This window comes from Bacillus sp. PS108 (assembly GCF_037963335.1).
GTDB lineage: Bacteria > Bacillota > Bacilli > Bacillales > Bacillaceae > Bacillus > Bacillus subtilis.
This window is the reverse complement of record NZ_CP150155.1, coordinates 3,997,115-4,010,744: the sequence shown is the minus strand read 5'-3', so window position 1 is coordinate 4,010,744 and position 13,630 is coordinate 3,997,115. Positions and strand designations below refer to the sequence as shown.

At 45.8% G+C, this 13,630-nt stretch carries 12 protein-coding genes; 7 read left to right on the top strand and 5 right to left on the bottom strand.

What is annotated here, in order from left to right; genetic code table 11:
- Nucleotides 1-12 precede the first annotated feature (12 nt).
- The 5 genes from NSQ16_RS20810 to iolR all read right to left on the bottom strand — a co-directional run bounded on the left by NSQ16_RS20810 (nt 13) and on the right by iolR (nt 4,602).
- A complete protein-coding gene (locus NSQ16_RS20810) occupies nt 13-1,398 on the bottom strand; it encodes a sugar porter family MFS transporter (protein ID WP_217024029.1) in 1,386 nt (461 codons plus the stop codon).
- A 238-nt stretch (nt 1,399-1,636) separates the two neighbouring features.
- Entirely contained in the window at nt 1,637-1,945 is a 309-nt protein-coding gene (locus NSQ16_RS20805; RefSeq protein WP_003227046.1) for a YxcD family protein, read from the bottom strand.
- 3 nt (nt 1,946-1,948) lie between these two features.
- Complete coding sequence (locus NSQ16_RS20800; RefSeq protein ID WP_024572429.1) at nt 1,949-2,599, bottom strand: hypothetical protein; 651 nt, start codon at nt 2,597-2,599, stop codon at nt 1,949-1,951.
- Between the two features lie 261 nt (nt 2,600-2,860).
- Nucleotides 2,861-3,793: an aldo/keto reductase gene (locus NSQ16_RS20795; RefSeq protein ID WP_003227049.1), complete on the bottom strand. Its 933-nt coding sequence runs from the start codon at nt 3,791-3,793 to the stop codon at nt 2,861-2,863.
- A gap of 53 nt (nt 3,794-3,846) precedes the next feature.
- The gene (gene iolR / locus NSQ16_RS20790; protein ID WP_003227050.1) at nt 3,847-4,602 is read right to left on the bottom strand and encodes a myo-inositol utilization transcriptional regulator IolR; all 756 of its coding nucleotides are present in this window, start codon (nt 4,600-4,602) and stop codon (nt 3,847-3,849) included.
- Between the two features lie 416 nt (nt 4,603-5,018).
- Between iolR and iolA the strand changes: the two genes are divergently transcribed.
- The 7 genes from iolA (at nt 5,019) to iolG (ending at nt 13,617) form a co-directional block, all read left to right on the top strand.
- The gene (gene iolA / locus NSQ16_RS20785) at nt 5,019-6,482 is read left to right on the top strand and encodes a methylmalonate-semialdehyde dehydrogenase (protein WP_339232455.1); all 1,464 of its coding nucleotides are present in this window, start codon (nt 5,019-5,021) and stop codon (nt 6,480-6,482) included.
- Between the two features lie 74 nt (nt 6,483-6,556).
- Nucleotides 6,557-7,372, top strand: a complete 816-nt coding sequence (gene iolB, locus NSQ16_RS20780) for a 5-deoxy-glucuronate isomerase (RefSeq protein WP_032676941.1) — start codon at nt 6,557-6,559, stop codon at nt 7,370-7,372.
- 23 nt (nt 7,373-7,395) lie between these two features.
- Nucleotides 7,396-8,373 carry a 5-dehydro-2-deoxygluconokinase gene (gene iolC / locus NSQ16_RS20775; protein WP_014478485.1) on the top strand — a complete coding sequence of 326 codons (978 nt, stop codon included), beginning with the start codon at nt 7,396-7,398 and terminating at the stop codon, nt 8,371-8,373.
- Nucleotides 8,374-8,405: 32 nt separating this feature from the next.
- Complete coding sequence (gene iolD, locus NSQ16_RS20770) at nt 8,406-10,319, top strand: 3D-(3,5/4)-trihydroxycyclohexane-1,2-dione acylhydrolase (decyclizing) (RefSeq protein WP_160221920.1); 1,914 nt, start codon at nt 8,406-8,408, stop codon at nt 10,317-10,319.
- Nucleotides 10,320-10,335: 16 nt separating this feature from the next.
- On the top strand, nt 10,336-11,229 hold the full coding sequence (iolE, locus tag NSQ16_RS20765; protein WP_069703573.1) for a myo-inosose-2 dehydratase: 894 nt from the start codon (nt 10,336-10,338) through the stop codon (nt 11,227-11,229).
- Nucleotides 11,230-11,243: 14 nt separating this feature from the next.
- Complete coding sequence (gene iolF, locus NSQ16_RS20760) at nt 11,244-12,560, top strand: myo-inositol transporter IolF (RefSeq protein WP_160221919.1); 1,317 nt, start codon at nt 11,244-11,246, stop codon at nt 12,558-12,560.
- 22 nt (nt 12,561-12,582) lie between these two features.
- Nucleotides 12,583-13,617 (top strand): bifunctional inositol 2-dehydrogenase/D-chiro-inositol 1-dehydrogenase, encoded by a 1,035-nt coding sequence (iolG, locus tag NSQ16_RS20755; RefSeq protein WP_014481414.1) that lies wholly within the window; start codon nt 12,583-12,585, stop codon nt 13,615-13,617.
- The last annotated feature ends 13 nt before the right edge of the window (nt 13,618-13,630 follow it).

Here is a 13,630-nt window from a genome sequence, read left to right as displayed (position 1 = left end):
CGATTCCTTTTTTTATAATGTACGCTCATTCAGCACTTGGTTTTGGGTGCTTTTCTTCTTTTTAAACCGGTTTTTCAGGCTTGCTTCAATTTCCTCCAAGCTTCGCCCTTTGGTTTCCGGCACCATGTAGAACGCGAAGAAAAATGAGAGAAGACAAATGACTGAGAAAACCATAAAGACCCATGCGATGCCCATCGCGCTTAGCATCAGCGGAAAGACAAGCGACACGATCAGGTTAGCCGCCGATAACACCAAAGTCGTGAACCCTGTCGCGGCTCCGCGTGCTTTGGACGGGAAGAGCTCAGGCATGAGCACCCACACTACCGGACCCCATGTCGCCTGGTAAAAGACGATATAGACACCTAGAAAGACTACTGTCATCCACGCTGTTGATGCGGAAAGTCCGAGCGTTAGGAGCACGCCTGATAAAGCAGCAAGGCTCAGTGTGATGCCGACACTTCCCCAGATCAGAAGTTTTTTGCGGCCGACACGGTCAATTAAGATCATGGCAGTGATACACATGATGACGTTGAGGATGCCGATCCCCATTGTGCCGAGCGCCGAAGCTGATGTGCCAAGACCGGCCTTCGTAAAAATGGTTGGCGCGTAGTAGATGACCGTGTTAATGCCGACCGCCTGCTGGAAAATGGCAAGGCCGACGCCAATCAGAAGCATGGGGCGAATCCATTTGGCTTTTAGGACGCTGAGTGTCGTTTCTTTTTTCTCTGCTTCTCCTTGCTTCATCTCTGCCAATTCCATTTCGATGTCTTTTGGATCATGAGTGATGTTCATGATTCGTCTCGCTTCTTCTTCACGGCCGCGCTTCACGAGCCATCTTGGCGATTCTGGCATGAACGCGATGCCGATTAATAAAAGCACGGCAGGCACTGCGGCCAGACCGACCATCCAGCGCCACGCTTCAAACGGTGTGAACAGATAGTTAACGATATAGGCGAGCAAAATCCCGGTGACAATCATTAAGTTGTTCATTGTGCCGAGTGTCCCGCGAATTTTCGTCGGTGCCATTTCGGAAAGATACACGGGCACAAGTGCCGTTGAACCGCCGACGGCCAACCCGAGTATCACCCTAGATGCAATCAGCATGCCGATTGTTTGAGAAAATGCGCAAGCGAGCGCTCCGATAATGAAAATGATGGAAAGGACAAATACAACCTTTCTCCTGCCCCAGCGGTCTGAGCATGTGCCGCTCAAGGCAGAACCGAAAATCGCGCCAAGGAGCAGCATGCTGACAACCAATCCTTCTGTCAATGTCGTTAAAGGAATATCGTTATTGATAAACAGGAGTGCTCCGGAGATAACACCTGTATCGTAGCCATATAGCAGTCCCCCTAAAGCGCCGAAAAAGTAGATCATATATTTCCTTGTGTCTTTCTTCACAAATGTCTCCTCCTCAGTTGTTGAGCCAATGAGTATCTAAAATGTATAACAAAGTTAATAGATTAGTACCCATTTCCTATCTCATTTGAAACATTTGTTTTGAACAAACGGAAACATTAAAGCCAAAAGAGATGATCACAGATCCGCTGAGTTTGGGAAAAACGAAATAACTTTATGCTCAGAGAAACCATTATAAAAAACCTTACCCGCGCGGAGTAAGGTTTTGATTAAGACATTTTTATTCTTCTGCTTCGTTGACGAAAACCAAGGCGGAGAAGCCTTTTTTCTTATCAAATTGCAATTCAACGACGGTAACGTCCGGATTGAAGTTGTGGTATTCCTCTAAGAACTGAATAATGCCTTCTGAAATGTCATCTGACATAAGCTGCTTGTGGTGCAGGCCAAATGTGGCTTCAGCGAAGAACCCTGTACGCTTGTTGTACGATAGTTCTTTTACTTCAACGTCTTCAGGGTAGATATCTTCTTCATTGGAAATATACACGCAAATTCCGTCTACAATTTCTTGCTCATTTAATATTAATCTCATTGCCTAAAATCTCCTTCTGTACGTCTTCGGTGCTTTAAATGCGCGAATCAACGCGATGACAATGATTAAAATAATGATCAAAGCAATGATATCAACGATCCAGGCAATGGGTGAAGCGCCATACGAAACATAGCCTGGGCCTCCGACTGGATGATAGGTGTAACCCCATGGGTGCATCATGCTGATCATGAACATACCCATTGTAAATCCGCTATAATATCCAAACCATCCTGATGGCGCGAAACCTGCGTGATAGTAATGATTGACTGAAACATAACGTCCGCCAACATAAGCTTTAGACGTTTTTCCGCTGTATGTCTTTCCGGTTACTTTTGATGTAGCGCCGGAAAAGGTCCCTGACGATTTTTTAGAGCTTGATGAGCTTGCCTTTTCCGAAGGCTTCTTTTTAAGCGAAATCGATGATGATGAATCGTCAGACGTCTTGGATTTCTTGCTAGAAGAGCTTGATCCTGAGCTGTAGCTTGATTTCGGGCTTGATTTATAGCTTCCGCTGTATGACGAGCTTGAACTTCGGCTGCTGTAACTAGATGATGAGCGGCCGCTAAAGCTCTTTGCATGAGAAATCGTTGATGGCAGCAGTACACCTAAAGCAACAATTACTGCGACTAAGGCTTTTACATATTTAAGTTTCATTCTGTTTCCTCCATAGACCGCCTAAACGGTCCGCTATTCTGACCAGCAAATAAAAGAAGCTGGGTTAGCTTTATTTCATATGAGCTAGATGATATAAACGTTTCATACTTTTGCTTTCTCAATCACTTTCTTTCTGAGATAAACTACCTTTATTTTATCGGATTTATGGCTCATTTTGTAAGGTTTTGCTTCAAAATCAGTTATTTAGGAATTTATCGCACAAAAAAACAGCCTTCTCCAATGGAGAAGGCTGCTTTCTTCTTATGCGAACAGCTTATCAATAAATGAAATATCCTCTTGAGAAAGCGTCACGTCGGCTGTTTTGATGTTATCAATCAGCTGATCGGCACGTTTTGCTCCCGGGATTAAAATATCAATTTCCGGTCTTGCTAAATACCAGGCCAATACGATGTGAGGGATATCCACGTTGTGTTTTTCGGCAATCGGCGCAAGCTTGTTGACCTTTCTGATATTTTCTTTGAAACGCTCGCCCTTGAAGTGTTCCTGTTCGTTTCGCAGGTCGCCTTCTGGGAACGTTGTATCTTCTGTATACTTTCCTGCCAATAAACCTGATACGAGCGGGAAGTAAGGGATAAATGAAATATTATGCTCCTTCGTATACGGGAAGAATGTTTTTTCTGCTTCACGGTTTAACAGGTTGTATTCGCCTTGCAATACATCTACCAAACCGTCTTTGTTTGCTTCTTTTAATTGCTCCAAAGAGAAGTTGGATACACCGATGGAGCGGATTTTTCCGGCTTTCTTCATCTCATTCAGCGCGTTAACGGCTTCATCCTTAGGCGTATGTTCGTCAGGGAAGTGAATGTAGAACAAATCGATATAATCGGTATTCAAGCGCTTCAGGCTTTCATCAACTGATTTTTTAAGAAATTCTGGTGAATTATCAAAGACAAAGTCATTGCCTTGTTTTCTGTGAGCGGCTTTTGTCGCGATGACAACATCTTCACGGTTGAATTCACGCAGCACTTCACCAATTAATTCTTCGGAACGGCCGATTCCGTAAATATAAGCGGTGTCTAACATTGTCACGCCATTACGGATCGCCTCGCGCACCAATTCTTTTCCGGTTTCTTCATTTAGGTTCGGGTAGAGGTTATGTCCTCCGACAGCATTTGTTCCTAATCCAATAGGGAATACCTGCAAGTCTGATTTTCCGAGCTTCGCTTTTTTCATGATCTGCCTCCTAGAATAAAATGGATGATAGACTCTCAACACTATTGTAAACGTTAGGCTAGATGAATGCCGATTTGATGCTCATTGCAGTACTGCGTGTACTCGTCGTCTAATGGCTGAGAGGTTACAATGCAATGCAGCCTGTCAAACGGTGCATACGTCAGAAGCGTTGATTTTCCGAATTTAGAATGGTCAGCCAATAGATACACTTCTTTTGCTTTTTCCGAAATCCTCTTTTTAATTTCATACTCCAGCAGATCCGAGTTGGTCAATCCGTGTGTCAGCGTCGTTCCGGTAGCGGACATAAAGGCTTTGTTGATATTGTACTTATCAAGCATAGCCGGGTCGTCCATGCCGACAAAGGAGCGGGTTTTTCTCTTATAGTTGTTTCCGATAATGATTAAGTTGATATTCTTCAAAGCTGACGCCGCATTGATAATGTCTAAACTGTTGGTTAAGATGGTGACATTTTTGGCTGGATCAAGCGTATCAAGAATAGACTTTGTCGTCGTTCCTGAATCAATGAAGACCAAATCGTGATCTTCAATAAATCGGGAAGCATAATGGGCGATTTTTGTTTTTTCATCCTGGTGCTGAATGGTGCGATTTTCAAAAGGAACTAATGCGGTTTTTTCAATAGATGTTACGCCGCCGTATACTTTTTCAATCGCACCCTTTTCTGTTAGCTTGTTGATATCACGTCTGACTGTGTTTTTGGAGACATTGAACACCTGGCACAGCTCATCTAAGGAAACAGTGCCATGCGATAAAATGTACTCCTCCATTTCCTGAATCCGCATCAGTTTCATATTAAAAACTCCTTCTTGAATCTTTACGTAACATAAATATATAATAAAAACCAAAAGTTAATCAATAGTTGCTTAAAAAATGATAACATCGGTGTATATCTTTTGCAAGGTTCGACGGGCTTCTCTTACCTCTCTTACTTGATTAAAAGATTAATATAATAAAAATAATGAAAAAATGTAGTGTTTATGATTGACTTATGGGTATTATGCGATTAGAATATAACCAAGAAATGACCAAAAAGTAACCTGTTGTGCGTGAAATGGTTGCTTGTATGTAAATATGCATCCGCCATTTATTTTTTTGGTTTTTTTGAAAGCGTTTAATTCTTGGCTTGCTGAAAAGTGGATATTGATATGAATCTATCCTGAACCATCCATACAAGTGTATGTGTTTACTAATGAAGGAGGCAATAAGAATGGCAGAAATCAGAAAATTAAAAAACTATATCAACGGTGAATGGGTTGAAAGCAAAACAGATCAATATGAAGATGTCGTCAATCCGGCGACGAAAGAAGTGCTATGCCAAGTGCCGATTTCTACAAAAGAGGATATTGATTACGCAGCGCAAACGGCGGCTGAAGCATTTGAAACATGGTCAAAGGTGGCGGTTCCGCGCCGAGCCAGAATTCTATTTAACTTCCAGCAGCTGCTGTCCCAGCATAGAGAAGAACTTGCTCATCTAATTACCATTGAAAACGGAAAAAACACAAAAGAAGCTTTAGGTGAAGTGGGACGCGGGATTGAAAACGTAGAGTTCGCCGCTGGAGCACCTTCCCTGATGATGGGTGACTCACTTGCTTCCATCGCAACGGACGTTGAAGCGGCGAACTACCGTTACCCAATCGGAGTTGTCGGCGGAATCGCGCCATTCAACTTCCCGATGATGGTTCCTTGCTGGATGTTCCCGATGGCGATCGCGCTCGGCAACACATTTATTTTAAAGCCATCTGAGCGGACTCCGCTGTTAACAGAGAAATTGGTTGAGCTTTTTGAAAAAGCGGGCCTTCCGAAAGGGGTGTTCAACGTCGTATACGGTGCGCATGACGTTGTGAACGGCATCCTCGAGCATCCCGAAATTAAAGCGATTTCATTTGTAGGCTCCAAGCCAGTAGGCGAATACGTCTACAAAAAAGGAAGCGAAAACTTAAAACGCGTTCAATCTCTGACTGGCGCGAAAAACCATACGATTGTCTTGAACGATGCGAATCTTGAAGACACGGTTACAAACATCGTTGGAGCTGCCTTCGGTTCTGCCGGTGAACGCTGCATGGCTTGTGCGGTTGTGACGGTTGAAGAAGGAATCGCCGATGAATTTATGGCGAAGCTGCAGGAAAAAGTGGCGGACATTAAAATCGGTAACGGCCTTGATGACGGCGTGTTCTTAGGACCGGTGATTCGCGAAGACAACAAGAAGCGCACGCTCAGCTATATCGAAAAAGGTCTTGAAGAAGGTGCCAGACTCGTATGTGACGGACGTGAAAATGTGTCTGACGACGGCTACTTTGTCGGCCCGACGATCTTTGACAATGTCACAACAGAAATGACGATCTGGAAAGATGAAATTTTCGCTCCGGTCTTATCTGTCATCCGTGTGAAAAACCTGAAAGAAGCGATTGAAATCGCCAATAAGTCTGAGTTTGCGAACGGCGCCTGCTTGTTCACATCCAACTCAAACGCAATCCGCTACTTCCGTGAAAACATTGATGCGGGAATGCTAGGAATTAACCTTGGGGTGCCGGCTCCAATGGCGTTCTTCCCATTCTCAGGCTGGAAATCTTCATTCTTTGGAACGCTGCATGCGAACGGAAAAGACAGCGTCGACTTCTATACACGTAAAAAAGTGGTGACGGCAAGATATCCGGCACCTGATTTCAACTAAACGACGAACAGCCGAACGGCGTCCATGTGCGCTGTTCGGACTCATTCTGCCAATAGAAAGAGGAGGGCTTCTCTATGAGTTATTTGTTGCGTAAGCCGCAGTCGCATGAAGTGTCTAATGGGGTCAAACTCGTGCACGAAGTAACGACATCCAACTCTGATCTCACTTATGTAGAGTTTAAAGTGTTAGATCTTGCATCAGGTTCAAGCTATACAGAAGAATTGAAAAAACAAGAAATCTGTATTGTGGCGGTAACGGGGAAAATTACAGTGACAGATCATGAGTCGACTTTTGAGAATATCGGCACGCGCGAAAGCGTATTTGAACGAAAACCGACAGACAGCGTCTATATTTCAAATGACCGTGCATTTGAGATCACAGCGGTCAGCGACGCAAGAGTGGCGCTTTGCTATTCTCCATCGGAAAAGCAGCTTCCGACAAAGCTGATCAAAGCGGAAGACAACGGAATTGAGCATCGCGGGCAATTTTCAAACAAACGTACTGTTCATAACATTCTTCCGGATTCAGACCCTTCAGCTAACAGTCTATTAGTAGTTGAAGTCTATACAGACAGCGGCAACTGGTCCAGCTACCCGCCTCACAAACATGACCAAGACAACTTGCCGGAAGAATCTTTCTTAGAAGAAACGTACTACCATGAGTTAGACCCGGGACAGGGCTTTGTGTTTCAGCGCGTATACACAAATGACCGTTCTATTGACGAGACAATGACTGTGGAAAATGAAAACGTTGTCATCGTTCCTGCGGGATACCACCCGGTAGGCGTTCCGGACGGATACACATCCTACTATTTAAATGTCATGGCAGGGCCGACGCGAAAATGGAAGTTTCATAACGACCCGGCGCATGAGTGGATTTTAGAACGCTAACAAGTGAGGAGTGGCTGTTTACGATGAAGTATACATTCAATGAAGAGAAGGCTTTTGACATTATTGCCATCGGCCGGGCATGTATTGACCTGAACGCAGTCGAATACAACCGCCCAATGGAAGAGACGATGACATTTTCCAAATACGTCGGCGGTTCACCTGCGAATATCGCGATCGGCAGCGCGAAGCTTGGCTTAAAAGCGGGCTTCATCGGCAAAATTCCGGATGACCAGCATGGAAGATTCATAGAGTCCTATATGAGAAAGACCGGCGTTGATACAACACAGATGGTTGTTGATCAAGATGGACACAAAGCAGGCCTTGCATTTACAGAAATCCTCAGCCCTGAAGAATGCAGCATTTTAATGTATCGCGATGATGTGGCGGATCTTTATCTTGAGCCTTCAGAGGTAAGCGAGGACTATATCGCAAATGCGAAAATGCTGCTTGTTTCCGGGACAGCGCTCGCCAAAAGCCCGTCACGGGAAGCGGTATTAAAAGCTGTTCAATACGCGAAGAAGCATCAGGTCAAAGTGGTGTTCGAACTGGATTACCGCCCGTATACGTGGCAGTCATCAGATGAAACAGCCGTTTATTATTCTTTGGTTGCCGAGCAGTCTGATATCGTCATCGGCACACGCGATGAATTTGATGTGATGGAAAACCGCACAGGCGGAAGCAATGAAGAATCCGTCAATCATTTATTTGGCCATTCAGCCGACCTCGTTGTCATCAAACACGGCGTCGAAGGCTCTTACGCATACAGCAAATCCGGCGAGGTATTCCGCGCCCAAGCGTACAAGACAAAAGTGCTGAAAACTTTTGGGGCCGGTGACTCCTATGCGTCAGCCTTTATCTATGGCCTTGTCAGCGGAAAAGACATTGAAACGGCATTGAAATACGGCAGTGCTTCAGCTTCTATTGTGGTGAGCAAGCACAGTTCGTCAGAAGCGATGCCGACTGCGGAAGAAATCGTACAGCTTATTGAAGCACAGTCATAATTGAAAAAGATCGAGTAAAGGTGGGATCGTTTGTGGGTAAGAAAATTCGCTTAACAACAGCACAGGCGCTGATTAAATTCTTAAACCAGCAGTACATCCATGTTGATGGAAAGGAAGAGCCTTTTGTCGAAGGGATTTTCACAATTTTCGGTCATGGAAACGTATTAGGGATCGGGCAAGCGCTTGAGCAGGATGCAGGCCATTTGAAAGTCTATCAAGGGAAAAATGAACAAGGAATGGCGCATGCGGCCATAGCGTACAGCAAGCAAATGCTGAGAAGAAAAATATATGCGGTGTCTACATCCGTCGGACCTGGAGCGGCTAACTTGGTGGCGGCAGCCGGCACTGCATTGGCAAACAATATCCCAGTTCTCTTGATTCCGGCAGACACATTTGCGACAAGACAGCCAGACCCTGTACTGCAGCAAATGGAGCAAGAATACAGTGCGGCGATTACGACAAACGATGCATTGAAACCTGTATCGAGATACTGGGACCGCATTACGCGCCCTGAGCAGCTGATGAGCAGTTTGCTGCGCGCGTTTGAAGTCATGACTGATCCGGCAAAAGCAGGTCCGGCAACGATTTGTATTTCTCAGGATGTTGAAGGGGAAGCATACGATTTTGATGAAAGTTTCTTCGTCAAACGGGTTCACTATATTGATCGCATGCAGCCGAGCGAGCGCGAGCTTCAAGGTGCGGCGGAGCTGATTAAATCCAGCAAAAAACCTGTGATTCTCGTCGGCGGAGGCGCAAAATATTCCGGTGCGCGCGATGAATTGGTTGCCATTTCTGAAGCCTATAACATTCCGTTAGTTGAAACACAGGCAGGAAAGTCTACAGTTGAGGCAGATTTTGCGAACAACCTTGGCGGAATGGGCATCACAGGTACACTTGCGGCAAACAAAGCGGCCCGCCAAGCTGATTTGATTATCGGCATCGGCACAAGGTATACAGATTTTGCGACATCCTCTAAGACCGCTTTTGATTTTGATAAAGCGAAGTTTTTGAACATTAACGTCAGCCGAATGCAGGCGTATAAACTTGATGCATTCCAAGTGGTAGCGGATGCGAAAGTGACGCTTGGCAAACTGCATGGCTTGCTTGAAGGCTATGAGAGCGAGTTCGGCACAACGATCCGGGAGCTGAAGGACGAATGGCTAGCTGAACGCGAACGTCTCAGCAAAGTGACGTTTAAGCGGGAAGCATTTGATCCGGAAATCAAAAATCATTTTTCTCAAGAGGTCCTGAATGAATATGCTGACGCGTTGAATACTGAGCTTCCGCAAACAACGGCATTGCTGACAATCAACGAGACGATTCCTGAAGACAGCGTCATCATCTGTTCAGCAGGCTCACTCCCAGGAGATTTGCAGCGTTTGTGGCATTCTAATGTTCCGAATACGTATCACCTGGAGTATGGGTATTCTTGCATGGGCTATGAAGTGTCCGGGACACTCGGTCTTAAACTGGCCCACCCTGACAGAGAAGTGTATTCAATCGTCGGAGACGGCAGCTTCCTGATGCTTCATTCTGAATTGATCACGGCGATTCAGTACAACAAGAAAATCAATGTGCTGCTCTTTGACAACTCAGGATTCGGATGCATCAACAACCTGCAAATGGATCACGGCAGCGGCAGCTACTATTGCGAGTTCCGCACAGATGACAACCAAATCCTGAATGTCGATTACGCGAAAGTCGCTGAGGGATACGGCGCGAAAACCTACCGCGCAAACACAGTAGAAGAATTAAAAGCGGCGTTAGAGGATGCGAAGAAACAGGATGTATCAACATTAATTGAAATGAAGGTGCTGCCTAAAACAATGACAGACGGCTATGACAGCTGGTGGCATGTCGGGGTGGCAGAGGTATCTGAACAAGAAAGCGTTCAGAAGGCATACGAAGCAAAAGAGAAAAAGCTGGAATCTGCGAAGCAGTATTAGAGGGGAGGCACCATAGATGGGCAAAAATGAAATCCTGTGGGGAATCGCTCCCATTGGGTGGCGGAATGATGACATGCCTGAAATTGGAGCGGGAAATACACTTCAGCATTTGTTAAGTGATATCGTTGTCGCACGTTTTCAAGGCACGGAGGTCGGGGGCTTTTTCCCTGAACCTGCCATCCTGAACAAAGAGCTGAAGCTTCGGAACTTACGCATTGCAGGAAAATGGTTCAGCAGTTTTATTTTGCGTGACGGACTTGGTGAAGCGGCAAAGACATTTACCCTGCATTGTGAGTATTTGCAGCAAGTAAACGCGGATGTCGCAGTTGTCTCTGAACAAACGTACAGCGTGCAAAGCTTGGAGAAAAACGTGTTCACAGAGAAGCCGCACTTTACGGATGATGAATGGGAGCGGCTTTGCGAAGGGCTGAATCACCTTGGCGAAATTGCCGCTCAGCATGGCTTGAAGCTTGTCTATCATCATCATCTCGGCACTGGTGTCCAAACAGCGGAAGAAGTGGACCGCCTGATGGCAGGAACTGACCCTTCGCATGTACACCTCCTCTATGATACAGGCCATGCGTATATTTCTGACGGCGATTACATGGGGATGCTTGAGAAGCATATCGGCCGCATTAAGCATGTGCACTTTAAGGATGCCCGCCTGAATGTCATGGAACAATGCAGGCTCGAAGGACAATCGTTCCGGCAATCATTTTTAAAAGGCATGTTTACGGTTCCCGGTGACGGCTGCATTGACTTTAGAGAAGTATATCAGCTGCTGTTGAAGCACAGTTATTCCGGATGGATTGTCATTGAAGCTGAACAAGACCCCGATGTTGCAAACCCGCTGGAGTATGCATTGATTGCGAGAAACTATATTGATCAGCAGTTGTTGGATCTGGCTTAATGGGGAATGAACATATGGGCAATACCAATGGAGATTCAGCCTTCAATAAACGGACAATCGCGGCAGCATTGGCCAACTATATTGATGCCGGTTCAATTGTGGCAGGCTCCGCCGGTTTATCATTATGGGTCAGTTACCTTAAGCTATCCGATACGCAAATCGGGCTGCTCGGCGCGTTGAGCGCGAATGCGATTTCTGCCGCTGTCGGCGCGCTGCTTGGCGGGTTTCTGGCTGATAAAGTCGGACGGAAGGTTGTTTATACCAATAGTATGCTGGTTTATGCACTAGGGATTTGTTTGGTTTTGTTCGGGGTTAATTTCCCCATGTTGTTAAGCGGTTACATCATTATCGGTTTATCAGTAGGAGCTGATATAACCGCGTCATGGACCATTATTGCGGAAAATGCGCCAAAGAAGAATCGGGCCAGGCATTGCGGCGTAGCACAAGTCGCTTGGGCCGCGGGCGCTGTCGTTGTACTGCTCCTCTCCGTACTGGTCGGTGACTTGGGACTCTTGGGGAATAAAATCGTATTTGCCCATCTGCTTGTGATTGCGCTGATTACGTACATCCTGAGAATCAGGCTTCCGGAATCAGACGCCTGGCAGACAAAAAATCAGCCGGAGGATGCTCAGGCAGAGAAGCCGGCTGTACTGAATAAGACATCGTATTTTGATTTGCTCAAGCCTATGTATCTAAAAAGCATATTGTTTTTGATGGGTGTGTACTTGGTTTGGAACTTAGCTGCCGGGGTCATGGGCTTCTTTATGCCATACATTTATCAGCAGGTCGGCGGTGTATCTGCCAACATGGCCAACCTTTTGCAAATGGGGCTGTTTATCTTCACAGGATTGGGGGTCGCCTTGATCTTCATGCCCTTTGCCGACAAATATAGAAAAACCGTATTTGGAATCGCCGCTTTCATGGCGGTGATCGGGTGGACACTGTTTCTGCTGCCAGTTGAAGGCCTGCCGATTCTGCTCCTGTTTATTGTCGTGATCGGCATCAATAACGGAGCCGGGCAGCAAGCGAACTATCAGTTATGGGCCAGCGAAATCTTTCCTACGCAATATCGTGCTTCCGCACAAGGACTGATGTTTTTCCTTGTCCGTATTTCAATAGGGATTTGGAGTCTGTTTGTCCCAATGATTATCACCAATTTCGGCATTGGAACGATGGCTGCAATTCTTCTCGGATGTGTGACGGCCAGTATGATCATCGGGCTGCTCTTTGCGCCGAATACGTCTGGCAAGTCGCTTGAACAAATTCAAGAGGAACTCTACGGATCTCCTCAGAGCCAAGTAAAGCAAGAAACAGAAAGCAAAATTATGTAATCAACAGAAGGAGTGGCTGTCAATGAGTTTACGTATTGGCGTAATTGGAACTGGAGCAATCGGAAAAGAACATATTAACCGTATCACGAACAAGCTGTCAGGCGCGGAAATTGTAGCTGTAACGGATGTTAATCAAGAAGCTGCACAAAAGGTCGTTGAGCAATACCAATTAAACGCGACGGTTTATCCGAATGATGACAGCTTGCTTGCAGACGAAAATGTAGACGCTGTTTTAGTGACAAGCTGGGGGCCTGCGCATGAGTCAAGCGTGCTGAAAGCGATTAAAGCCCAGAAATATGTGTTCTGTGAAAAACCGCTCGCGACAACGGCTGAAGGATGCATGCGCATTGTCGAAGAAGAAATCAAAGTGGGCAAACGCCTTGTTCAAGTCGGCTTCATGCGCCGTTATGACAGCGGTTACGTACAGCTGAAGGAAGCACTTGATAACCATGTGATTGGCGAACCGCTTATGATTCACTGCGCGCACCGCAACCCGACTGTAGGAGATAACTACACAACCGATATGGCCGTAGTCGACACGCTTGTTCATGAAATTGATGTGCTGCACTGGCTCGTCAACGATGACTACGAGTCCGTTCAAGTCATCTACCCGAAAAAATCGAAAAACGCGCTGCCGCATTTAAAAGATCCGCAAATCGTTGTGATTGAAACAAAAGGCGGTATCGTCATCAATGCTGAAATCTATGTGAACTGTAAATACGGCTATGACATTCAATGCGAAATCGTCGGAGAAGACGGCATCATCAAGCTTCCCGAGCCATCAAGCATCAGCTTGAGAAAAGAAGGCAAATTTAGCACTGATATTTTGATGGATTGGCAGAGACGCTTTGTCGCTGCGTACGATGTGGAAATCCAAGACTTTATTGATTCGATTCAAAAGAAAGGCGAGGTCAGCGGACCGACGGCATGGGACGGCTATATTGCTGCTGTCACGACTGACGCGTGTGTAAAAGCCCAGGAATCTGGACAAAAAGAAAAGGTTGAATTGAAGGAAAAACCGGAATTCTATCAATCTTTTACAACAGTTCAAAACTAAAAAACAGAGGAGT

Coding starts and splice junctions, on each gene's coding strand:
- iolF (WP_160221919.1), top strand. CDS start 11,244: ATGGGCAATACCAATGGAGATTCAGCCTTCAATAAACGGACAATCGCG.
- iolA (WP_339232455.1), top strand. CDS start 5,019: ATGGCAGAAATCAGAAAATTAAAAAACTATATCAACGGTGAATGGGTT.
- iolB (WP_032676941.1), top strand. CDS start 6,557: ATGAGTTATTTGTTGCGTAAGCCGCAGTCGCATGAAGTGTCTAATGGG.
- iolE (WP_069703573.1), top strand. CDS start 10,336: ATGGGCAAAAATGAAATCCTGTGGGGAATCGCTCCCATTGGGTGGCGG.
- NSQ16_RS20800 (WP_024572429.1), bottom strand. CDS start 2,599: ATGAAACTTAAATATGTAAAAGCCTTAGTCGCAGTAATTGTTGCTTTA.
- NSQ16_RS20795 (WP_003227049.1), bottom strand. CDS start 3,793: ATGAAAAAAGCGAAGCTCGGAAAATCAGACTTGCAGGTATTCCCTATT.
- iolC (WP_014478485.1), top strand. CDS start 7,396: ATGAAGTATACATTCAATGAAGAGAAGGCTTTTGACATTATTGCCATC.
- NSQ16_RS20805 (WP_003227046.1), bottom strand. CDS start 1,945: ATGAGATTAATATTAAATGAGCAAGAAATTGTAGACGGAATTTGCGTG.
- iolG (WP_014481414.1), top strand. CDS start 12,583: ATGAGTTTACGTATTGGCGTAATTGGAACTGGAGCAATCGGAAAAGAA.
- iolR (WP_003227050.1), bottom strand. CDS start 4,602: ATGAAACTGATGCGGATTCAGGAAATGGAGGAGTACATTTTATCGCAT.